Source organism: Azospirillum sp., from assembly GCF_035628975.1.
GTDB lineage: Bacteria > Pseudomonadota > Alphaproteobacteria > Azospirillales > Azospirillaceae > Azospirillum.
Map to the genome: position 1 here is coordinate 1 of NZ_DASPIS010000077.1, position 21581 is coordinate 21581.

Consider the following 21581-nt stretch of genomic DNA (forward strand, 5'->3'; position numbering starts at 1 on the left):
CGGCCAGGTGCAGCTTGCGCCAGGTCCGGCGCGCTTTGCCGCCATGCTTCTCCAGGTGCCACTCGCCACCCCCGAACACCTTCAACCCAGTGGAGTCGATGATCACGGTGACTGGCCCATCCGTCGCCGCCAGGGCCGACGCCATCTCCAGGTCGGCGCTGCGCCGGGAAAACGTCGTATGATCGGGAACCGGTAGTTCCAGGCCGAGCAAGCGCATGGGCGAGCCCAGCAAACCCTCGATCTGGCGCCAAGGCCGACCGAACGCCAGCCGCAGCATCAGCCCGGTCTCGATGGCGATGTCGGAGTAGCGCGCTGGCCGACCAGCCTGTCCCGTGGCGGGTGGCGTCCACGCGGCGATCGCCTCCGGCGTCACCCAGATCGTCAGGTCTCCCCGACGGCGCCGCGCCGCATCGTAGGCCGCCCAGTTCTCCACACGGTACCAAGCCTTCGGGATCTTGTGGCGGCGCGGCTCGTTGACCTTGAGGGGCATCGGGGTCTCGGATTCAGTGGGCCGCTTCTATACCCGCTCGCCCTCCCGACAGCCTCCAGGCCGGTCCTTTTGCTCCAACGTCCCTCGGCAGGGAACCGGTAGCTGGAGTAGATCGGATTGGGGCGCGTTGTCATGTCGGCGCTATAACGTCACACCGGCGTCCCTGGCCAGGCCAAACTTGACGGTGCCGTCGCCGCTTATCCATGGCTGCGTCTCGGCACCAGAACCGGCCGAGACCGTCGCCATGCGTGTTCTGCGCAAGTTCGGCCGTTCAGATGCCCAGAAGCACGTGAAAATTAACCAGATAGCCAATTGATGGCAGTGCCCAACTCGCCCTGAAACACTGTAAACTGGAGGGACTTCAGGGCAGGCACCGCCCCCAGGAGGTAAGGAGAGGGAATGTTTGTCGTGAGTGAGGACGAGCGGTCTGCCATTCGTCAGGCGTTTGAAGCCGGGGGCGAGTGGGCTGCTGTGGCCGAACTGCGTCGGTACTTTCCGCTCCAGCGCAATGAGGATGCTCTGTCAGCTGTGCGGGCGATCGTGCGTTGGCCCTCAGAGGCGTCATTGTCCAACCGCAACACCCGCCGCAGGTCGGATCCGCCAAGCCTTCGGGCGACCGCCCCCGAGACCACGATGATCAAGCCCCCGAAGGTCGCTGGGCGCAACGCTGATCTTGTTGGGAACGGGCAGTGGACACCAGCGACCTACGAGGCAGTCGCCGCCGATCCCGCTGGGGGCGACGGTATAATGACCATCATGCTTTCCGGCGACGTGTGCGGTGCCTTTGGGATCGACCAACGTGTGGCCGAGGATAAGGCAACGGTTTGGGTGGTCACGCATCTGTTAACTGGACAACGTCTGCCCCGCGAGTTCCTGACGCGGGAAGCTGCGACCGCCTGTGTGGAGAAGCTCCAGGGGCTGCGCTGCTGGAACAGCGGGGATGCTGCGGCAATGCTGAGCCATCCCGATACACCACTTGCCCAACGTACTTTGCTGATGGCACCGGACAGCCGCGAGGCGTGAGAGGATCCCGTTACCTTCGCTGTTGGAGTAATGGTAGGGGACATTAGTAGTTTTATCGAATGTAACTCAGGCAGTTTCATTATACATACAGCATCGTCGATTGGATATCTTCGGCTTTAGCGGGCGGTGCGATTCCGGTCCGGTGATAATTTGCGCTATCGCCAGCAGGGGAGGGCGGCTATTGTCGTTTGTCGTCGTTGTAAGGCAGTTGATGCAAAATGTCGGCTGTCGAAATAACCTTTACTGAAGCCGGTTCAGCCGGAATCCTGGTCGTAATAACGTGAACTGGCGCGTGCCGCCGGTGCCCCTTCGACCTCAAAAACCTTTCCGGCTCTCTCAATATCCTTGACTGGAACCCGGCCGTAGGTCCACCTTCGGGAGGCACGAGCCGCCGTTTGGCCATGCTGTCGCCCGCCTGAGCGTCGGCTTGACCGCTGTCGGGATGCACTCGGTCCAACAAACGATGTGGTCCTCCGGGGCAGTCTGTCGACATCACGGCGCTCCGGTTAACCTTATTGAGCTCAGGCTGGTGCTTCAGTTTGCGTTATTGGTATCCAGTTAACGATATTGCGACTGGGACAAGTGCTTGGTTCTATGATATTTGCGAGTAAAGGTAATTGAGATCGCTGACACCGGCACCGGGGCCGGTGCGACGCCCTGGACGCGCAACGTACTGAGTCGTATCACCCGCTGCCTCGCCAGCGACGGCTTCATCCCGGCCGCGGCGCTTGTCCCGACCCCGAAGAAGCGCGACAGCGACAGCCTGCTGGTGCTGATCTCCGGCATCATGGCCGGCATGCAGCGCCGGGGCGAGACGGCAACGCGGGCCGCCATCGGCAAGGGGCTGGAGGATCTGCGGCAACGCACGCCACGCGGCGGCACGCGCTGGAGTCGATCCTCCGTGCAGAACCTGCTCGAGCGCGCCAAAGCGCAGGGGCTGGTGGCGGACACTAAAGCGGTGTAAACGCTGTTGCCTCGGTTAGTCCGGTAGGCTGCGGCAAGCAGATCACAGAGCGCGCGGCGTAGCAGGACAGTGACCCGAAGGACGGGTGCGCTTTGAAGCATCGTTCGTCCCAATCCCAAGAGCAGGCCGGCTGTACCCAGAACCCATCGATCACCGACCGCGGCCGTCCCGCCTCATGCGGTGAGGACGTCCTCGATGCGGATCGGCAGGTGACGCACACGCCTACCCGTCGCATGGTGGATCGCGTTGGCGATCGCAGGAGCCATTCCGACGAGGGCGATCTCGCCCAAGCCTTTGACCCCGAGCGTGTTGACGTGCGGATCGTCCTCGTCGACGAACAGCGCCTCGAGTTGCCCGATGTCCAGGTTTACCGGCATGAGGTAATCGGCCATGTGGGCATTGACCGGACGTCCATCGCGTGCATCGAGGGCCGTCTGCTCCATCAGGGCCATCCCGATCCCGCCAATCATGCCACCGGTGCACTGGCTCGAGGCCAGGAGCGGATTGACTATGCGGCCCGCCCCATAGGCGCCAAGGGCCCGCCGCACCCGGATCGTGCCGACGTCCGGGTCGATCGCAACCTCCGCGAACACCGCTCCGAACGAGTGCATAGAGTAGCGCTGGGCGGCTTCCGGATCACGGGAGTTGGAAGCATGAGCTTCGATTGGCTGCCCGCTGCTAGCGAGGATGTCGCGATAAGGTTGTCCTGTCGAGGCATCCCCAAGCCGACGTACGTTCCCGCCGATCCACTCCACCCCTTCCAGGGCTGCGCCGAACACAGGTGAGCGCTGGTCGGCGATCGCACGCCGCGTCACCTCGTCCCGCGCCGCAAGGCAGGCGGCGCGGACCGCCGAGCCGACCGAGGCCATCGTCATCGAGCCGCCATGCGGGGGTGCTGGTGGAAAGTCAGAGCGCCCGATGCTGACGCGGACCCGTTCGATGGGGATTCCGAGCGTCTCGGCGGCCACCTGCGTCATCGAGGTGTAGGTGCCGGGCCCCATGTCGCTGGCCGCCACCTCGACCGCGGCGGTGCCGTCCGCAAAAAGCCGGACGCGTGCGCTCGTGGGCAAATACCAGACGGGGTAGGTGGCGGACGCAACACCCATGCCCACCAGCAGCCGACCGTCGCGCATGGAACGGGGTGCCGAACTGCGCCGGGACCAGCCGAAGCGCTCGGCTCCGCGTTCGTAGCACTGCACCAGCGAGCGGCTGGAGAACGGCTTGTTCTCGCCCTCGTCGACGATCGGCTCGTTGAGGCGGCGCAGTTCGATCGGGTCGATGCCCAGTGCGTAGGAGAGTTCGTCGATTGCGGACTCGAGGGCGAACATCCCGCTCGACTCACCTGGCCCCCGCATGTGGTTGGGCGTCCCAATATCGAGCGGCGTCAGCCGGTAGCTCGTACGCACGTTGGGGCACGAGTACATGTAGCTCGTGGCGGAAAGCAGCGCCTCGGTGAACTCCTCGTAGCGGCTCGTCTCGCCGTTGCCCTCGTGGATGATGCCGGTGATCCTGCCGTCCCGGTTCGCGCCGATGGCGACGCGTTGCAGGGTGCGCGGCCGATGTCCGGTGGTGAAGAACATCTGCCTGCGGGTCAGGACAAGTTTGACGGGGCGTCCGACCTGCCGCGCCGCCATGGCCGCGAGCGTCACGTGCGGCCATGTCCGCAGGGACGTGCCGAAGGCTCCACCGATGAAGGGGCAGTTCACCTGCACGTTCTGGACCGGCAGGCCGAAGATCGCCGCGATCTCCGACTGCTCGTTCACCACGAACTGACTTTTGCTCCACAGGGTCAGCCTGTCGCCGTTCCAGGCGGCGACGACCGCGTGCGGCTCCATGGGGTTGTGGTTCTCGCGTGCCATGTCGTAGGTCGCGTCGACCTTCACGGGAGCTTCCGCCAGCGCCCGATCTGCGTCTCCGCGGGCCGTGTGGGAATGCCCTCTCGAACCGGATGGCTCAATGGCCCGCGCCTTTGGATCGTGCGGATCGACGACGGGCCGCTCGGCCGCATAGCTGACGCGCAGCGCGTTGGCAGCCCGCTCGGCATGATCAAGTGTGTCCGCCACCACCACCGCGATGGGCTGGCCGTAAAACCGGACCTGATCGTCCTGGAGCACATGCAGCCGTTCCCCAACCTCAGGATCGATGAACGACTTGTGAGGGCCATAGGCCAAGCGCGGGGCGTTGAGGTGACTGATGATCTCCACGACGCCCGGCATGGCCCTCACAGGAGCGTCGTCCAGCACCGTCACCCGGCCAAGGCCGGCGGTCGCGCTGACGATGACGGCATGGAGTTGGGCGCGCTGGTTGAAGTCGGCCGCATAGCGCGCGGCGCCCGTGACCTTGGCCCGTCCGTCGACGCGGGTCACCGGTTTCCCGATCAAGGTGATGGTCATGCTCTCCCTCCCGCCATCTCAAGCGCGCGGACGATCGTCCGCGGCAGCAAATCGACCTTGTAGTGGTTGTGCGAAAGCGGCCGGGTTCCCTCCAGTGCAAGGTGGGCCGCCGCCTCGAAGGCATCGCGGTTCGTGGACTTGCCCTTGAGAGCCTCCTCCACAGTACGCATGCGCCACGGGCGCGTGCCCACGCCGCCCACCGCAACACGGGCCTGGCGGATGGTGTCGCCTTCTATCTCCATGGCCACGGCGGCCGAGACGAGCGCGAACTCATAGGAGGCACGGTCGCGGACCTTAAGATAGCGGGCCTGCCGGGCGTAGGGCCCGCCCGGTACCCGGATCTCGACGATCAACTCGCCCGGACGCAGGGTGTGCTCGAGATGCGGCGTGTCGCCGGGAAGCCGGAAGAGTTCCTCGACCGGGAAGGTGCGCTCGCCGCCGGGTCCTCGCACCCGCATCGTGGCGCCGAGGGCGACTAGGGCGACGGCAACATCCGATGGATGCGTGGCGACGCAGTGGTCGCTGGTCCCGAGAATGGCATGGCCGGCATTGAGGCCGTCGATCGCGGAGCAGCCCGACCCGGGTTCGCGCTTGTTGCAGGCCGCGTCCAACATCCGGAAGTACGGGCAGCGCACCCGCTGCAACAGGTTGCCGCCCATCGAGGCCATGTTGCGCAGTTGCGGCGAGGCTCCCTCGATCAGCGCCTCGGCGATCAGGGGCTGGAGGCGCTTCGTCTCCGGGTGGGCCGCGACATCGCTCATGCGGGCAAGAGCCCCAATCACGAGGTCGGCACCATCCGCACGGATTTCGGCAATCGGCAGGGCATTGATGTCGACCAGACGCTCGGGCCGCTCCACCTCGTCGCGCATTAGATCGATGAGCGTGGTGCCGCCGGCAATGTAGCGGGCACCCGCCGCGGCCGCGCGGATCGCGTCCTGCTCGGTCCGCACCTTCTCGAACTTGAAGGGAATCATCGTCAGGTCCTCCCTGCTGCGTCGCCAACCGCCGCGACGATCCCGGGATAGGCAGCGCAGCGGCAGATGTTGCCGCTCATCCAGAACTGGATCTCCTCAGGCGAGGTGGCGTGGCCCTCGGCGATGCAGGCGACGCCCGACATGATCTGGCCAGGTGTGCAGAAGCCGCACTGGAACCCGTCGTGCTTGATGAAAGCGGCCTGGAGCGGATGGAGCTCGTCACCGGTTGACAAACCCTCGATCGTGGTAATCTCGGCACCGTCGTGCATGACGGCCAACGTCAGGCACGAGGTCACACGCCGTCCGTTCACGAGCACGGTGCAGGCCCCGCAGGCGCCCTGGTTGCAGCCCTTCTTCGTCCCCGTGAGGTCCAGCCTCTCTCGCAGGACGTCGAGGACCGATTGCCGGGGATCGATCTCGAGTTCCCGTGCGCTGCCGTTGACGACCAGTCGGACGCGAGCCGCGGACGCGACCGGCGGATGCTCCGGTGCGGTGGGCTGCGCGGTCGCTCCGGTGGCGGCAAAAAGGGAAGCGGCTCCTCCTGCCTGCAGGACCGAGCGGCGTGATATCCCACCGCTGGCTGCGCCGTTTTCCGGAGTGGATCGTGCCTGGTGTGAAGCGGTTCTATCATGGTCGGACATGGTCATGCGGGCTCCTGATCGCTGTGCCGGGCTTGCCCGGACGAAGGCATCGACACGTGGGGTTGCATCACCTTTTGGGCTGCGCCAGCGAAGTGATGCGAACGGCGGGGAAGTCCCGCCGCCGACAAACGGTCAGATCTGATTGTTCCAAGCCGCGAGCTGATGGTTGCGCGGCAAATCCTCGATCTTTCACTGCACCACGTTGCGGAACTTGCCGGTGTCCGCAGGAGCGATCTCGATCATGTGGTCGATCATCTCCTGCGGTCCATGCGGCCTTCCTGGGTCGCGAAGAGGTCGTCGATGTCGAGCGCCTTGGCCTCCTTGCGCAGCGGCGTGACCTGCGTGGTGGCGATGATGCCGTGGCCGTTCCAGGCCATGCCGATGGGGGCGCCCTTACCGAAGCCGGAGCCCGCGCTGGTGAGGAGTGGTCTTTGGCATGCCTGGTCCCATTCCTGATTTATGATCGACTTGGCATCGGCTTTTGGCTCACCGGGTCAGGGCCGCAAAGGCGGCGAAGCCGGCCTTCGCGACATCGGTGTCCTGCGCATCGGAACCACCGGCTACGCCGAGCGCCCCGATGACCTGCCCATCTGCCCCCTTGAGCGGGATGCCGCCGCCGAACGGGGCCAAGCGGCCATTCGTCAGTTCCAGGCCCGGTGCGGGAGCGCCCGACTTGCAGGATTCCCAGACGTCCTCGCTGTTGCATTGGAACAGGACGGCGGTCGAGGCCTTGCAGAGAGCGATGTCTATCGAGGCCAGGACGGCCCCGTCCATGCGGCGGAAGGCTTTGAGATGGGCACCGGCATCGAGCACTGCGATAACGACGGGAAGTCCCATCTGTCGGGCCTTACCTTCGGCGCCGTCAATGATTGTGCGTGCTTGATGTGAGTTGAGTGGCATGGCCCGGTCTCCCGTAACACGTTGCACTCGCGACGGTGCCAGAGTGGGACCGAATTGCCCTTCCTGCCAGTTGGAGGTTGTGAAATGGCGTGAATTCTTGTGAGAGCCGGCAGCGTTTCGTCGTAGCGAGGAGGAACGGCCAGTGGTTTTTATCGGCGCTCCTTGATGACGGCCAACCTATCGAGCAGAAGTCTCGCCTGCTGGAGATCTTCCGTCTTGAAGCCCTCTGTAAAGGCTGACAGGACTTCCTCCAACTTTGTGTGCGCCTCCCTGCGGCGCCCCTGCCGTAACGCCAGACGACTGAAGCTTATCGTCGTCCGAAGTTGCCAGGACAGGGCAGCCTGCTCCTTCGCTACCGTGATCGACCGAAGGTACTGGGCCTCGGCTTCCGTCTCGTCGCCTGCCATGGTCAGTAGGTCCCCATACACCCGGAGGAGTTCCGGCAGATAGTAGGCCCCTCCGCGCCCCAGGACGGAATCGATTTCCACGCGCACGAGGTCGAGTGCCTGGTCCCAGTAGCCCCGGGTGGCCAGCCCCTCCGCTAGGGTACACCGGAGGCAGGGGAGGAAAAGTTCGAACCGGTCCGCTTGCAACTTGGCGATGTAGTCCCGAATTACGGACATGCCGGGTCCAACGTTCCCTCGTCTCAGGGCAACCTCTCCCTTGAAGGCCATACCCAGCCATTCATATGGGGCGAGCGACGCTGCGCTCGAAAGCCGAATCAGACGGTCGAGACGCTCCTCGAATAGCGCCCAGTCCCGCCTCAGACGGAACAGTTCCATCGCGAGAATAAGGGACTGACAGATCGAGAGATCGTTCGTCGGCTCGAACCGCTCCGCTTCCCGGACGGTGTCGGCGGCCTGATCGGGATAACCCTGGAGCCAGAGCGTCTGCGCCATGATCAATTGCGCCTTGGACTGGAAGTCCATGAGTTTGTGCGACGCCTGGCCGGGAAAGATCTGGTGCCGGATTGAGCCGCTCAACGTGGTCTGGGCGACTGCGAGGTTCCCGACGAGGTGATGGGACGCGCCGAGCATCAGATTTGCCGTCGCCGTTATCATGGAATCGGAGAGGCTGGCCGCGATCGACACCGCCTGCTCGGCCATTGGGACAAGGCGGTCGAAGACCGCCGCGCGGCGGTAGTGGATATGCAGGTCGTTCAGGGTCCTGAACCGGTAGACGCCTTCGTTCAGCGTCTCGGCGATCTCCAGGGCGCGCTGGAAGTGCGCCTCGGTATCGCCGCCGGAGTTGTCCGTCAGCAGCAGGGCGCGCCCAAGCGAGCCGTGCAGGACCATTTCATGACGTGTGCCCGATAGCGAGGCGTCCAGGACGCAGAGTGCGCGTTCGCATGTACGACGGCACTCCGTGAACAGGTTGAGATCGAGGAAAAGCTCCGCCGCAAGGGCTGCAAGTTGGACGTGGATCTCGGCCATGTCCGACTTGGACGAGCTCCAATCCAGCGCCGAGCGGATGTTGCCCAGGTGGATCGCGCTGGGAACACCGGCCTCGCCTCCCTGCCCCCCGACCTTCGTCAACTCATGTGCGAGCCAAGTCGTGAAATAGGTCGCGTGCCGTCGCGCGACCATCGCCTCCTCGCCGCTCTCGGTGAGCTTGCCTCGTGCATAGGCCCGGGTCGTGTCCAGCAGCCGATAGCGTGCCGGCTCCACGTCAGGATCGACATTGACGAGGGATTTGGAGACCAGTCGCGCCAATGCATCGATGACTTCGATGCCGTCCAGGTCGTCGCTACTGGCTATCGTCCGTGCCTCGTTTACCGTGAACGGTCCCACGAGGACGGACAGGCGGCGCAGCACGGCCTGCTCTTCTGGGGAGGTCAGGTCATGGCTCCAGTCCAGCGTCGCGTTCAACGTTCTGTGGCGCGCCACCGCCGTGCGTCGTCCCTGCCACAGCAGCTTGAGCCTTCCGTCGAGCAGTGAGGCCGTTCCCTCCAGGCCGTGGACGCTCACCCGTCCGGCCGCAAGCTCCAGCGCGAGCGCGATACCGTCGACCTTCCGACAGATGTCGGCGATGACCTGTGCATCGAGGTCGTTCAATGGTCTCCGCAAGCCAGCCGCGTAGGCCCTCTCGATGAATAAGGAGGCGGCGGTATAGCGCAGCATGTCATCGGCGCTGATGACCATGCCATCGGGAGGAATGTTGAGGGGCGCGAGCGCATAGACATGCTCGCCTCCAGCCAGCAGTGGCTCACGGCTGGTTGCCAGCATGCTAACATGCGGGGCTTCCTGCATGATTGCCTCGGCCAAGGGGGCGACCGAGTCGATCACGTGCTCGCAGCAATCGAGTACAAGAAGGATGCGACGGTCCCGCAGATAGGCGACGATGGACGAGGTTGGATCGCCACTGCGGACTGCGACGCCCAGGGCGGTGGCCATTTCATCGGGGACGGGATCACTCGGACGGAGCAATCCCAGATCCAGGAAGCACACCTGGTCCTGAAACCCCTCCAGCAACTGGTTCGCCACTGCCAGAGCGACAGTGGTCTTGCCGATCCCACCCGCACCATGGATGGTTACGAACCTATGGCGCGCGAGAAGCTCCGAAATGGCCCTCGTGTCCTCCTCACGGTCGACCATCGATGTCGAACGGCGAGGCAATGGGGTCCCACGACGCCTGATGGGATCGATGGGCGATGAGGGATGTGGCGTACCGGGTTCCGTCAAGGGATGAACGAAGCAGTATCCCTGTCCGGCGACGTTGATGATGTATCGCACTCCGTTCACGCCGTCTCCCAGGACCCTTCTGAGGGACGCGACCTGCGCACGCAGTCCGCTCTCGTCGATGCTCACGCCTTTCCAGACCTGGGCAATGAGTTCCTGCTTGGTCACCACCTTGCCGGCATTCCTGACCAGCAGGAGAAGGATGTCGAGGGCCCGACCTCCCAGCGGAACCGTTTCTCCCTGTTTGGTGAGCCGCCGCTCGGTGGGGAACAATCGGAACGGCCCGAATTCGGAAAACGGCGCCGCTGGCCCTCCACCCTGTGGCCCGGCGCCCAAGTCCGCGGCTCCCGATCCTGACGTAAAGTTACCGAGGCTCAAGGCTCCCTCCTTGCCCTCGTCCGGCTCCATCGATTGAACACATCGTCGGGCTAAGGCCAGACATTTGGAAATTGGTGCTCCGCCAAGTGTAGCGTGTCAATCGGCTTGATAGGGGACTATTCCAAGTGTTGTATGGGTCACCGGTGCGTGTTTCACCTTTTGGTGTTCGCGTCAGGCGTGACCGAGAACCCGGACCTGCGGCAGATCGAAGCCAGCCCGGTTATACATCGGGCGCTTGATCGGCTTCAGCCGGTTGACTTGGCCCTCGACCTGCCCGCTGCTCCAGGGCTCGCTTAGGGCAGCGCGTACTGCGTCCTCGTGGTGGCGGATCCCGGCGGTGAACGGTGACAGCGCGCTGACCTCTGCCTCGCGCAGCCAATGATCGAAAAGGTCGGACAACTTGCCCGTCACAATCACGCAGAAGCGGGTGATGAGATCGGCGGCCGAGGCAATCGACGGCGAGCGCTCCCGCAACGCCTGGACAAAGCGGCGGTCCTCGTCGGCCAACCTGTCGGGATCGCCAGCCAGGAGCCGAACCGCACGCTGGGGCGTTGGAGGTGCGGACTGCTTCGCCGACACCGGCTATACGAGGTTTTCTGCGGTTCGGCGGGCGGATCCTGTCGTCGGCGCCGGGTTCCCCACAATCCCACACGACGCTGTACGGCTTTGTCATACGAACTGAACCGACGCGCAGGAAGCCCAGAGCCCCCGACGGGTTAAGGCCGCGGAGGTCGCGGCCCGCCGATTGGGCATCGCCTGCGCCCGAAAGGTGTGATCTGGATGGGTGCGAAGCCCTGTTTCCTGAGCAGCTTGCGCATCAGCTTACCGGCCGCAGCCTTGTCCCCTCGGCGTTGGACGAGAGTCTCCAGTACCTCACCTTCGTCATCAACGGACCGCTACAAGTACCAAGTCGACCACTGGTGCGCATCACCGTTTCGTCCCAATGCCAGCACGGGCTGGGCCTCGGCCGAGGGCGCCGCAGGTTGCCGGCGACCGCCGGCCCGAACGTTAAAACCCACCGACGAACCGTCTTGTAAGACACGTCGACGCCGCGTTCAGCCAGCAGCCTCTCGACATCGCGATAGCTCAGCGTGAACCGGAGATGGAGCCAAATCTCGTGCCGGATAATTGAAGGTGGGCCGCTGTGGCGAGACCGGCGCCCAAGCTATGGCCAGAGAAGCCTGCCGGCTTGGGCAACTCGGCCCGAACGGCGCTGTCCTTGACCAACCGGGCCACCACCTTGTCGGACAGCGGCTTGCCCGTGACGCGCCCGTTCTTCAGCACGTTGCAGAACAATGGGTCCTCGGGGCGCAGGGCGCGGAGCGCGGCGAGTCAAGTGTAGAGGGTGCGCAGGGGCCAGAGGTCCGGGTCAGCGGCTGCGCAGATGGCTACCGCGTCCCCGCGCCCGCGCTGGTCGGTCTTGGAGCGACGCACCGTTACCTCGAAGCTGCGGTCGGGATGGTTGACGACATCGGCGACGCGCAGCGCCACCAGCTCGGAGCGCCGGAGCGCGGCGCCGTAGCCAATCAGCAGCATGGCGCGGTTGCCCAGGCCGAGAGGTCCGTCGGGCTGCGCCGCGAGCAGGCGCGGCAAGGCGTCGAGGAGAACCGGCGCGGCCTAGCCGCGGGTGAGGCCGTCGAGCACCAGGGCGATGCGCGGGTGCTTGAGGTCGACCGGAGCCCCAGCGACACGGCGACCATTGGCGGTGGCGGCCGAACAGGCTGGTCTCGATGGCGACTGCAGCGTCGTCTGCGAACTGTATGGCCGCCGCGGAGCCCTTCGTATCGGAATTGGAAGGTCGACCGCCGTGGTCAGACATGCAAACCGTCCGCCTGGGCGGGCATGGTCAGCGGTAGGTCGGCGATTCGTTGCAGAAGCACCTCCTCCTGCAGTCCATGACCGCGGCGCCTTGCTCATTGCGACTGCGCTGGAAACCAGAGAGATTACAAGTGTCCGGCACTATTCAAAACCATCAGCGGCCAATGTAAACTGGCTTACGTTTTTCGACAAAGGCCTGCCGCCCCTCGCGGCGGTCAGCCGTGTCGCGCAACAGACCCCAGGCCAATTCCGTCAACTGGAATGCCTGGAGACTTGGCAGCGTCGCGGTTTGGCTGGCCAGCATCTTAACCATCTGAACCGCCAGCGGGCCATTGCTGGCGATACGGTGTGCGAGCGCATTCGTTTCGTCGGCAAAGCGCTCCACGGGCCAGACGTCGCTGACGAGACCGGCGGCGAACGCCCGTTGGGCGTCGATGCGCTCGCCGGTCAGCAGCATCCGCATCGCGACGGCGCGCGGAACGGCGCGCATCAGATTGGTTGCGCCGCCACCGCCAGGCACGCTCGCCACAACCACCTCGGGCAGCCCGAAGGACGCCGCGTCCGAAGCGACGATGAGGTCACATTGCAGGGCAAGCTCCAATCCGCCGCCAAGACAGTATCCGTCGACGGCAGCGATTACCGGCTTGCGGATCTGCAGGCCGGAGAGGTCAAATAGGCGGATGTAGAGACCGCTCTCGCCCGATTGCTCGACGTCCATGGGAAAGGCTTCGGCGACGCCGGTGCCACCTGCAGGGGTGGCCGTGAGGTCCGCGCCGACGCAGAAGGCCCGGCCACCCGCACCGGTGATCACGATGACGTTCACGCCCGGATCGGACGAGAGGTCGGCGAGTTGATGCCGCAGTGCCCGCAGATGGTCTGGGTCGAGGGCGTTGAGTTTTTCGGCCCGGTCGATCGTGATCGTGCCGATCCGATCCTCGACATTGCTGGTGATGGTCATGGCGCGCCCCTTCTCAAACGCTGGGACTGGAGAGCGACCGGCCGCCGCACACGTAAAGAAGCTGGCCGGTGATGTAGGAACTCGTGCGTGCGGCGAAGAAAAGGACCGCCTGGGCGATGTCCTCCGGCGTGCCGATCCTCTGCACGGGAACGCTCGCCTTCAAGCGTTCCTGCACCTCCTCCTTGAACGTGCGGAACAACGGCGTGTCAACAATGCCCGGAGCGACCGCGTTCACGGTGATCCCCTTCGCGGCGAACTCGATCGCCAAGCTGCGTGTGAGGCTGACCACGCCGCCTTTGGCTGCCGAGTAATTCGCCTGTCCAAAGCCGCCGAGCCAGGCGCGCGAAGAGATGTTGACGATCCGGCCATAGCCGCGCTCGACCATGCCGGGCAGGACTGCCTTGCAGGTGAGGAACTGCGATTTGAGGTTGGTCGCCACCACGGCGTCCCAATCCTCCTCTTCCATAGCGAAAAGCCGCTTGTCGCGGACGATGCCGGCGTTGTTGACCAAGACGTCGATGCGGCCGAACTCCGCAATGACCGAGGCAACGGCTTCTTCGACCTCGGCCCGGCGGGTGACATCCACGGCCACCGGGACCGCCCGCGCGCTGCCGCGCAACGCGGCCGCCGCCTCGTCTAGCGCCGCTCGGTCGCGGTCGAACAGGGCGATGTCGTAGCCCTCATCGGCCATGCGGCGGGCGATGCCGAAGCCGATGCCGCGTGCGCCGCCCGTGATGACGGCGATGTTCCGCTCTTCCATGGCTCACACCCCCAGAATGTGGACGGAGGACGCCGCATGATCGACACCGGCGATACCGCCGCCGGTGCATTGCGTCAGACCGATGCGCGCGCCATCAACCTGACGCCCCTCGGCACGGCCCTGAAGCTGCCAAGTGATCTCCACCATCTGCGCGACGCCGGTGGCGCCTAGAGGGTGGCCCTTGGCGAGCAGGCCGCCGCTCGGATTGACCGGAACGCGGCCACCGAGCGCGGTGTCCCCGCGTCGCAGCATGTCGGCGCTCCCGCCCTTCCCGCAGAGGCCGAGCGCTTCGTAGTAGAGAAGTTCGGCAATGGTGAAGGCGTCGTGCAGTTCGACGACACCGACGTCCTGCGGGCCGATGCCTGCCTCCTCGTAGGCGAGCCGCGCCGTGCGGGCGGTGATCTCGGCGTCGAGGATGTCGTCGCAACCCGCTTCGAGATGGCCGGACTGGACGGCGGAGCCGAGAACGCGCACCGGACGACGGGCGGAGGCCGGCTTCACCGTCGTCAGCACGAGGGCGGCAGCCCCATCCACCTGCGACGGGCAGCATTGGAGCAGAGTCAGTGGCTCCGCGACGGGGCGGGAATTCAGCACCTCCTCAACCGTCACCTCCTTGCGTTGCTGGGCGTAGGGGTTGCGCGCACCGTGGGCGCGGTTCTTCACGGCGATGCGGGCGAGAATCTCCGCCGTCTCCCCACGTTCATGGAGATAGCGGCTGCCGCGCATGGCGTAGACCGTGGGCAGCGTCATACCCTGCGCCGCGTAAAGCTCAGTCTTGTAGTCGTTGCGCTGGAGGGGGATCGTGCCGCCGCCCAGCCGGGTCAACTGCTCCACGCCCCAGACGAGGACGGTGTCGTACAGGCCGAGACGCAACGCCTGACAGGCGAGATGCACGGCGGTGGCGCCGCTGGCGCAGGCATTCTCGACGTTGTAGAGCGCCGGCCCGGTGATGCCGAGATCGCGCATCAGCACCTGCCCCAGCACCATGCCGCCGTAGACGTTGGCGTTGTAGAAGGCCTGGATGCGATTCTGGTCGGCGTCGGCGAGCGCCCCCAGTACGGCGGCCTGCGCCAGATCCTGCATGGATCGGGTGTCATGGCGCCCAAACGGTGTCATCGCGGCCCCGGCGATGAAGACGTCGCGGCTCATTGACCGGCCTCCTCTGCGGGAACGAACACATAGCGGGGGTTGCCATCCGCGGATTCGTCGATGACGGCTTCCAGCCGCGCTCCGATGACCGGGCGTGTGCCCTCCGGCAGGTCCAGTGGTCCGAAGACACGGACCCCTTCCGGAAAATCCGCATAGACGAGCGCGAACGGAGTCCGGCCGGTCTTGGGGTTGGGGTGGATGACGGTGTGGCTGTAGAGCCGGGCATAGGACGACAAGGTCACCGGCTCGTAGCGCGGTGCCGCCGGCGACGTGGCCGGCACGCGCGGAAACACGCAGCGGCCCGTTTCCAGGTGGCGCGAGGCGGCAAGCTGGGGCACGCCGTCGCTCCGGTCGAGCCAGGACGGCTGCGGGTTCGGGTTCTCTCCGTTCGGTCTTTCCATGGATCCTCCCCTTCCTTCGGATGAGCAGCGCAGCGCTGCGATGGTGGAAGGATAGGTGAGGAACGCCCGGCACTCAGAACGACAAAGCGGCAGGCTTCGTTGATCAAAACTCAACAGCGCTTCCGGCTGCCGACAGCTGGGCGGGACGACGAAAAAGACCGTGGCCGCCGGGAAAACCGGCAGCCACGGTCCTTCGTTCAAGTGGTGATTTGCGCCTGCGACGCGGGAGGCGTTACGTCGGGAAGTCGGTTGACAGCGACAGCTCCCGCCATGCATCGAGTTCCTTCGCGACCGCCGCGTTCTTGCGCTCGATGTGGGCCACCGTGTCGCTGCCGACCGCCAGCCGCAAGGGTGGGTTCTCCGCGCCGGCGAGCGTGAGCATTGCTTTCGCGAACTTCGCGGGATCGCCGGGCTGGGCGTGGTTGGCGTCCACGGCGAAGCGGCGCATGGCGCCCACCGTCTCGGCGTAGTCGGCGATCTCCGCAGTCACCGCCAGCGATTGCCCGTCCAGAAAGTCAGTGCGGAAGAAGCCCGGCTCCACGACGGTCGCCTTGACCCCGAGGGGCGCGAGTTCGGCGGATAGCGCCTCGGTGATGCCTTCCACCGCGAACTTGGTGGAACCGTAGACGCCCCAGCCGACGAAGGCCCCATAACCACCGATGGAGGAGATGTTGATGACATGGCCCGAACGCTTGCGCCGCATGTGCGGCAGCACGGCACGGGTCACGGCAAGAAGGCCGAAAACGTTGGTCGCGAAGAGCTTCTCGACCTCGGGGCCGCTCGACTCCTCGACCGCTCCGAGCAGGCCGTAGCCCGCGTTGTTGAACAGCACGTCGATCCGCCCGAAACGCTCCACCGCCGCCGCCGCGGCGGCCTGGGCCTGGGCCTCGTTCGTTACGTCGAGTGCCACGGGAAGCAGATTTGGCTGATCGCCGAGCCGCTCTATGACCGCCTGGAGGTTGCGAGCGGTCGCGACGACCGCATCGCCGGCGGCGAGGGCTTCGGCAGCGACGAGGGAACCAAAACCGCGGGAAGCACCCGTGATGAACCACACGCGCATGGAGCGTCTCCTCATGTCAGGAACAATCGAACGAAGGGTGGCTTTCTTGTGTCGGAGAAGGCGGGGATGAGGGCCCGTCCGGTTCTTCCGGCCCCGCCGGTCCGGCGTGGTGAGGGAAAGCTATGCCCCGGAACCGGCACGAACAATCCGCCGCCTTCTTCACGGGCCGTTGCACGGCATTCAGCAATGGCGTGCGGGTCCGAAATCACCGTTGACCTAAGCTCGGCGGCGGACAATCCTTGAACCATGGATCGGCTTCCCCCTCTCAACCCGCTGCGCGCCTTCGAGGCCGCCGGCCGGCTCCGGAGCATCCGCAAGGCCGCGGATGAACTGGCCGTCACGCCGGGTGCGGTGAGCCGTCAGGTGCAGAGCCTGGAAAGCCATCTCGGCACGCCACTCTTCCGCCGGGAACCGCGGGAGATCGTCCTGACGCCCGAAGGGGAACGGTATCTGGCGGCGATCACGCAGCATTTCGACGGCATTCGCGAGGCCACGCGGAAGCTGACAGGCCAGACCACTATTGAGGTCGTCCGCATCCGCGCCTACACGACCTTCGCCGTCAAGTGGCTGATCCCCCGGCTGTCGTCGTTCCATGCGGACAACAGGACCACCGAGGTGCGCCTCACGACCTCTGTCGAAGCGGTGGATTTCGAGCGGGAGAATGTCGACGGCGCCATTCGTCTGGGAGACGGCGCCTGGCCAGGTGTCGAGGTGGACCGGCTTATCGCGAACGAGCTGGTCCCGCTGTGCAGCCCTGCCCTACGACGGCGCGCGGGTTTGAAGAAGATCGGCGACCTTGCGGGGCAGACGCTGCTTCACTCACTGGTGAGGCTCGACGACTGGCGCTACTGGCTGGAGGCGGCGGGCGTCGAAGGCATCGATCCGTACGCTGGGCCGAAATACGCGAGTTCCACGCTCGCTTATCAGGCGGCCCTGGAAGGTCAAGGCATTATGATCGCCCAGAAGGCGCTGTTTGCCGAGGATCTGCGCGCCCGCCGTCTGGTGCAGCCCTTCGGACCGCCGCTCGACCGTGGGGAATTCACCTATTACTTCATCTATCCCCGCAACCGGATGCGCAACCCGTCCTTCCGCCGGTTCCGGGAATGGCTTCTGGCGCAAACTCGGACTTAAAGGTCAGCCGAGACATGCCGACGGCGGCCGACGGACATCCGCCTGCCGCCGTCGAAGCGCGGTGGGAACCGGTCAGGGAAGCGGCTTTCCCTTGGTCTCAGGCATGAGCGTGTAGACGATCCCACCGATCATGCTGATGACCGCGAGGTAGATCCACACGAGGTGCCCATAACCCCAGCCACCCATGGCCGTGATCAGGTAAGGCGCGGTTCCGCCGAACAGCGTGACGGACAGGGCATAGGGCAGAGCGATGCCGGTGACGCGCACCTCGGTCGGAAACTGCTCGGCCATCGTGACGGCTCCCGCTCCGGCGAAGCCGGTCATGAGCACCATGGCGACCGTCTGGATCGCCACGAGTTCGGCAAAGCCGGTGGTCGGGGAGAGCAGCGCGAGGCTCGGCCATGCGTAGAGGGCGGAGCTGAAGGCGAAGGCCATCAGGACCGGTCGCCGCCCGATCCGGTCGGCAAGCATGCCGACGAAGGGAATGAGGATGAGCGACACTGTGACCGAAACGATGCCGGCCAGGAGCGTCTGGTTCATCGGCAGGCCGGTGACGAGGTGCGCGTGGCTCGGGTAGTTCACCATCCACACGTAGTTGAGCAGATTGCCGGCCATGGCGATACCGATGACGCGAAGGGCGTCGCGCGGATGCTTGCGGAACACGTCGATCATCGGATGCCGTTTGACGCCCTCCGTGGCCGCCTGCTTCTTGAAGACCTCGGTCTCACCCACGGAGAGGCGAATCCACAACGTGATCAGGCCCAGCAGGCCGGCGATGATGAAGGCGGCGCGCCATCCCCAGGAGGACAGCCCCCCGTCGCTGTCGATGACCGTGAAGGAGAAAGCGAGCAGGAAGGAAATCAGCGTTCCCGCGTTGATGGCGAACCATTGCCAGGACCCGGCAAAGGCCCGCCGGTCCGTGGGCGCGGATTCGATCAGGAAGGTGGAGGCGGAGCCGAACTCCCCGCCGGCCGAGAACCCCTGCGTCAGGCGCGCCAGCACGAGGATGATCGGAGCGGCCAGACCGATCCGGTCATAGGTCGGGCAGACGCCGATCACGAAGGACGCGCCCGACATGAGCAGGATCGACAGGGTCAGGCCCTTCTTGCGCCCATGCCGGTCGGCGAAGGCGCCGAGGACCGCACCGCCGACCGGTCTCATGATGAATCCGACAGCGAAGATGGCAAAGACGGAGAGAAGAGCGGCGAAGGAATTGCCCGCCGGAAAGAAATTGTTCGCGAGGATCGACGCGAAAATCGCGTAGATCACCCAGTCCGTGTACTCGACGATCGTCCCCGCCGTCGCGGCGATGATCGCCTTCTTCTGCGCGGCGGTCAGCTTCCGGACCGCCGTGTCGCCGGATGGCGCGAAGATCGCTGCGGAATTCGGCGCAGGCGCCGTCTCCAACCGTTCCATGTCCTTTTCCTCCCCAAGCAAAGCTGACGATGCGGCGACCAGCCGCGTCGATGGGGAGAGGGTGATTGTTCGGCAGCCCAACAATAAGCGAGCTTTTCGCCGGGTGCTGTTGAGTTCAGCTCAACGACACCCTCCGGTGGCGCCCCCATCCCGTTGAGGTCAGGTCAACGGACTGTGGCCGGAAACTCATTTGCCCTGCGAACGGTCGTGCCGCAGCGTGGTCGGCAATTCAGGCGACCCGGCGGTCGCGTCAGCTGATGGGAGGAAGGCATGGGAATCGGTTTCATCGGGCTTGGCGCGATGGGCGCCCCAATGGTGCGCCATCTCGTGGCCGCAGGCCAGGAGATGCATGTTTTCGACACCAACACCGCCGCCCTCGACGCCGCCGAGGCACTCGGGGCGAGGGTCTGCCCGTCAGCGGCAGCGGTCGGCGATGCGGCGGAAGCGGTGCTGGTCTGCCTTCCCACGCCTGACATCGTCCGAAAGGTCCTGCTCGGCCCCGGTGGCGTGATCGAGGGGGGCAAGGTGCAAATCTGCGTGGACCACTCGACCACGGGGCCGAGCGCCGCCCGCGAAATCGCAGACCGGCTCGCCGCTCGTGGGGTCACGGCCCTGGACGCACCGCTGGCCGGCGGCGTTTCCGGTGCGCAGGCCGGCACTCTGTCCGTGATGGTGTCCGGCGAAACCTGGGCCTACGAGGTGCTCGCCCCCGTCTTCCGGAGCTTCGGGCGTCACGTTGTCCATGTCGGCACGGGCGTCGGCCAAGGACAGGCGCTGAAGCTGATCAACAACATGATCGTGGGCGCCAACCTCGTCGCGGCCAGCGAGGCGATTCTGTTCGGGGTCCGCTTCGGCCTGTCCGCCGACACCATCCTGGACATGCTCAACGCCAGCACCGCGCGCAGCTTCGTCACGGAGAGCATCCTCGCGGGCCGCATCCTCGACAGGCGTTTCGACTTCGGCTTCCGGCTCGAGCTCATGCGCAAGGATCTGCGGCTGTGCGTGGCCGAGGCGGAGGCCGCCGGCGCGCCGATGCTGGTATGCGCGCTCGCCAAGCAACTCTACGAACTGGCCCACGCCCATGGCGGCGGGCAGGACGACATGACGGTCGTCGTGAAGGAACTGGAGCGCGCCGTCGGGGTGGAGATCGCCCGTTCCTGAAGCCGGAGGCGGCACGCCGCCTCTCCTCGAACGAATGGAGTCATGCCATGATGCGTCATGCCCTCGACGGCCTGATCGTTCTCGATTTCACGCACATCGGCGCGGGACCGACCTGTACCATGCTCCTGGCCGACATGGGCGCCCGCGTCGTCAAGGTAGAGCCCCCGCAGGGCGAACTCGGCCGCCAGCTCGGCCCCGCCTGGATCGGGGGTGACAGCGCGCTATATCACGCCTTCAACCGCAACAAGCTGGGCCTGTCGCTCGATCTCAAGACCCCGCAGGGCGTCGAGGTCGCCCGGACCCTTGCTCGGACGGCGGACGTGCTGGTCGAGAGCATGCGGCCCGGCGTGATGCGGCGCATTGGCCTCGGCTACGACGTGCTTTCGGCGCACAATCCTGGGCTCGTCTACGCGTCGATCTCGGCCTACGGGCAGGACGGTCCCTACGCCGAACGCCCCGGCGTGGATGGGATTATCCAGGCCGATAGCGGCCTGATGAGCCTCATTGGAACGCCTGCGAGCGAACCGTGCAAGGTTCAGGCGCCGGTGGTCGACGTGTTCACCGGCTACGTCGCGGCGCTTGGCATCCTGGCCAAGATGATGGAGCGCCGGCGCGACGGCAGGGGCGGCCACCTCGACATCAACCTGCTGAACGCCGCCCTGGCGCTCCAGCAGCCCTCCATTGCCGGCTACTTGGCGGACGGTGTGCTGCCGAAGCGCCAGGGCAGCGCCGCGCCCTATTCGGCCCCCAACGAGGCGTTCGAGACCGCCGATGGATGGATCATGGTCGCGGCCTACAACGGCGGTCGCTGGGACCGGCTGTGCGAGGTGCTGGGGCGTGTGGATCTGATCCACGACCAGAGGTTCGAAACCTCCGTAGCGCGGGTCGCCAATCGGGAGGCGATGCGCGACACACTCGGCCCACTCTTCAAAGCGCAGCCGAGCGAACATTGGCTGGCCGTCTTGCGCAAGGTGGACGTCCTGTGCACACGGGTGGCCGACTACGCAGACCTTGTCGGGCATCCGCAGGTGGCGGCCAACGCCATGATCGCCGAGATGAACCATCCCGCCTTGGGAACGATCCAGGTTCCCGGCTTCCCCATCAACAGTCGCGAGTCCAACGCGGTGCCGCACGCTCCCGCCCCCGCGCTCGGCGAGCACTCCGCCGACATCCTCGCGTCTTTCGGATTTTCCCGCGGCGCCATCGCGGACCTGCTCGACCGCAAGGTGATCGGCTCCCGGCACCCGCGGACGGACCCATGATAAGACCAGATTACGGGAGGACAG

Annotated in this window: 20 protein-coding genes and 1 pseudogene; 5 read left to right on the top strand and 16 right to left on the bottom strand. The window is 65.5% G+C overall.

Translation table 11 applies throughout. The features are described from left to right. The coding region (locus tag VD964_RS16580; protein ID WP_324869626.1) for a transposase at positions 1-490 on the bottom strand (490 nt) is incomplete at its 3' end. Between the two features lie 399 nt (positions 491-889). On the opposite strand from VD964_RS16580, the gene VD964_RS16585 reads away from it, so the two are divergent. Both VD964_RS16585 and VD964_RS16590 read left to right on the top strand, forming a co-directional pair. After that, positions 890-1513: a hypothetical protein gene (locus VD964_RS16585; protein ID WP_324869627.1), complete on the top strand. Its 624-nt coding sequence runs from the start codon at positions 890-892 to the stop codon at positions 1511-1513. A gap of 601 nt (positions 1514-2114) precedes the next feature. After that, on the top strand, positions 2115-2477 hold the full coding sequence (locus tag VD964_RS16590) for a hypothetical protein (RefSeq protein WP_324869628.1): 363 nt from the start codon (positions 2115-2117) through the stop codon (positions 2475-2477). A gap of 173 nt (positions 2478-2650) precedes the next feature. Here the strand turns inward: VD964_RS16590 and VD964_RS16595 are convergent, their stop codons facing one another. The 14 genes and pseudogenes from VD964_RS16595 to VD964_RS16660 all read right to left on the bottom strand — a co-directional run bounded on the left by VD964_RS16595 (position 2651) and on the right by VD964_RS16660 (position 16587). After that, positions 2651-4870 carry a xanthine dehydrogenase family protein molybdopterin-binding subunit gene (locus VD964_RS16595; protein ID WP_324869629.1) on the bottom strand — a complete coding sequence of 740 codons (2220 nt, stop codon included), beginning with the start codon at positions 4868-4870 and terminating at the stop codon, positions 2651-2653. Beyond that, positions 4867-5844: a xanthine dehydrogenase family protein subunit M gene (locus VD964_RS16600; protein WP_324869630.1), complete on the bottom strand. Its 978-nt coding sequence runs from the start codon at positions 5842-5844 to the stop codon at positions 4867-4869. Before VD964_RS16600 ends, VD964_RS16595 begins: the two co-directional genes overlap by 4 nt. Positions 5845-5846: 2 nt before the next feature. After that, on the bottom strand, positions 5847-6491 hold the full coding sequence (locus VD964_RS16605) for a (2Fe-2S)-binding protein (protein WP_414637173.1): 645 nt from the start codon (positions 6489-6491) through the stop codon (positions 5847-5849). Positions 6492-6736: 245 nt separating this feature from the next. Further along, positions 6737-6862: a hypothetical protein gene (locus VD964_RS16610; RefSeq protein ID WP_324869631.1), complete on the bottom strand. Its 126-nt coding sequence runs from the start codon at positions 6860-6862 to the stop codon at positions 6737-6739. Between the two features lie 109 nt (positions 6863-6971). Continuing rightward, positions 6972-7385: a heme-binding protein gene (locus tag VD964_RS16615; protein WP_324869632.1), complete on the bottom strand. Its 414-nt coding sequence runs from the start codon at positions 7383-7385 to the stop codon at positions 6972-6974. Between the two features lie 149 nt (positions 7386-7534). Further along, positions 7535-10441 carry an ATP-binding protein gene (locus tag VD964_RS16620; protein WP_324869633.1) on the bottom strand — a complete coding sequence of 969 codons (2907 nt, stop codon included), beginning with the start codon at positions 10439-10441 and terminating at the stop codon, positions 7535-7537. A gap of 171 nt (positions 10442-10612) precedes the next feature. Beyond that, positions 10613-11020, bottom strand: coding sequence for a transposase (locus VD964_RS16625; protein ID WP_414637174.1), 408 nt, complete (start codon positions 11018-11020; stop codon positions 10613-10615). A 194-nt stretch (positions 11021-11214) separates the two neighbouring features. Further along, positions 11215-11570: pseudogene (locus tag VD964_RS16630) on the bottom strand (DDE-type integrase/transposase/recombinase); the annotation flags it as partial. Between the two features lie 203 nt (positions 11571-11773). Next, entirely contained in the window at positions 11774-12034 is a 261-nt protein-coding gene (locus VD964_RS16635) for a hypothetical protein (RefSeq protein WP_324869634.1), read from the bottom strand. A gap of 379 nt (positions 12035-12413) precedes the next feature. Further along, complete coding sequence (locus VD964_RS16640; protein ID WP_324869635.1) at positions 12414-13217, bottom strand: enoyl-CoA hydratase/isomerase family protein; 804 nt, start codon at positions 13215-13217, stop codon at positions 12414-12416. Between the two features lie 13 nt (positions 13218-13230). Further along, positions 13231-13977 carry an SDR family NAD(P)-dependent oxidoreductase gene (locus VD964_RS16645; protein ID WP_324869636.1) on the bottom strand — a complete coding sequence of 249 codons (747 nt, stop codon included), beginning with the start codon at positions 13975-13977 and terminating at the stop codon, positions 13231-13233. A gap of 3 nt (positions 13978-13980) precedes the next feature. Beyond that, complete coding sequence (locus tag VD964_RS16650; protein ID WP_324869637.1) at positions 13981-15126, bottom strand: thiolase family protein; 1146 nt, start codon at positions 15124-15126, stop codon at positions 13981-13983. Next, complete coding sequence (locus VD964_RS16655) at positions 15123-15527, bottom strand: OB-fold domain-containing protein (protein WP_324869638.1); 405 nt, start codon at positions 15525-15527, stop codon at positions 15123-15125. The genes VD964_RS16650 and VD964_RS16655 overlap by 4 nt, the downstream gene beginning before the upstream one ends. Before the next feature lie 232 nt (positions 15528-15759). After that, positions 15760-16587, bottom strand: a complete 828-nt coding sequence (locus tag VD964_RS16660; protein WP_324869639.1) for an oxidoreductase — start codon at positions 16585-16587, stop codon at positions 15760-15762. 246 nt (positions 16588-16833) lie between these two features. Here VD964_RS16660 and gcvA point away from each other — a divergent pair, with 246 nt between their 5' ends. Further along, positions 16834-17718, top strand: a complete 885-nt coding sequence (gene gcvA / locus VD964_RS16665; protein WP_324869640.1) for a transcriptional regulator GcvA — start codon at positions 16834-16836, stop codon at positions 17716-17718. Between the two features lie 72 nt (positions 17719-17790). Here gcvA and VD964_RS16670 read toward each other — a convergent pair whose 3' ends face one another. Continuing rightward, positions 17791-19134, bottom strand: coding sequence for an MFS transporter (locus VD964_RS16670; RefSeq protein ID WP_324869641.1), 1344 nt, complete (start codon positions 19132-19134; stop codon positions 17791-17793). A gap of 270 nt (positions 19135-19404) precedes the next feature. On the opposite strand from VD964_RS16670, the gene VD964_RS16675 reads away from it, so the two are divergent. Both VD964_RS16675 and VD964_RS16680 read left to right on the top strand, forming a co-directional pair. Beyond that, the gene (locus VD964_RS16675) at positions 19405-20295 is read left to right on the top strand and encodes an NAD(P)-dependent oxidoreductase (RefSeq protein WP_324869642.1); all 891 of its coding nucleotides are present in this window, start codon (positions 19405-19407) and stop codon (positions 20293-20295) included. A 47-nt stretch (positions 20296-20342) separates the two neighbouring features. Next, positions 20343-21557, top strand: coding sequence for a CoA transferase (locus VD964_RS16680; protein WP_324869643.1), 1215 nt, complete (start codon positions 20343-20345; stop codon positions 21555-21557). The last annotated feature ends 24 nt before the right edge of the window (positions 21558-21581 follow it).

Bases quoted from the DNA above. Each gene is read 5' to 3' on its own strand.
- VD964_RS16585 (WP_324869627.1), top strand. From the start codon at position 890: ATGTTTGTCGTGAGTGAGGACGAGCGGTCTGCCATTCGTCAGGCGTTT.
- VD964_RS16595 (WP_324869629.1), bottom strand. From the start codon at position 4,870: ATGACCATCACCTTGATCGGGAAACCGGTGACCCGCGTCGACGGACGG.
- VD964_RS16600 (WP_324869630.1), bottom strand. From the start codon at position 5,844: ATGATTCCCTTCAAGTTCGAGAAGGTGCGGACCGAGCAGGACGCGATC.
- VD964_RS16605 (WP_414637173.1), bottom strand. From the start codon at position 6,491: ATGACCATGTCCGACCATGATAGAACCGCTTCACACCAGGCACGATCC.
- VD964_RS16610 (WP_324869631.1), bottom strand. From the start codon at position 6,862: ATGGCCTGGAACGGCCACGGCATCATCGCCACCACGCAGGTCACGCCG.
- VD964_RS16615 (WP_324869632.1), bottom strand. From the start codon at position 7,385: ATGCCACTCAACTCACATCAAGCACGCACAATCATTGACGGCGCCGAA.
- VD964_RS16640 (WP_324869635.1), bottom strand. From the start codon at position 13,217: ATGACCATCACCAGCAATGTCGAGGATCGGATCGGCACGATCACGATC.
- VD964_RS16645 (WP_324869636.1), bottom strand. From the start codon at position 13,977: ATGGAAGAGCGGAACATCGCCGTCATCACGGGCGGCGCACGCGGCATC.
- VD964_RS16650 (WP_324869637.1), bottom strand. From the start codon at position 15,126: ATGAGCCGCGACGTCTTCATCGCCGGGGCCGCGATGACACCGTTTGGG.
- VD964_RS16655 (WP_324869638.1), bottom strand. From the start codon at position 15,527: ATGGAAAGACCGAACGGAGAGAACCCGAACCCGCAGCCGTCCTGGCTC.
- VD964_RS16660 (WP_324869639.1), bottom strand. From the start codon at position 16,587: ATGCGCGTGTGGTTCATCACGGGTGCTTCCCGCGGTTTTGGTTCCCTC.
- gcvA (WP_324869640.1), top strand. From the start codon at position 16,834: ATGGATCGGCTTCCCCCTCTCAACCCGCTGCGCGCCTTCGAGGCCGCC.
- VD964_RS16670 (WP_324869641.1), bottom strand. From the start codon at position 19,134: ATGGAACGGTTGGAGACGGCGCCTGCGCCGAATTCCGCAGCGATCTTC.
- VD964_RS16675 (WP_324869642.1), top strand. From the start codon at position 19,405: ATGGGAATCGGTTTCATCGGGCTTGGCGCGATGGGCGCCCCAATGGTG.
- VD964_RS16680 (WP_324869643.1), top strand. From the start codon at position 20,343: ATGATGCGTCATGCCCTCGACGGCCTGATCGTTCTCGATTTCACGCAC.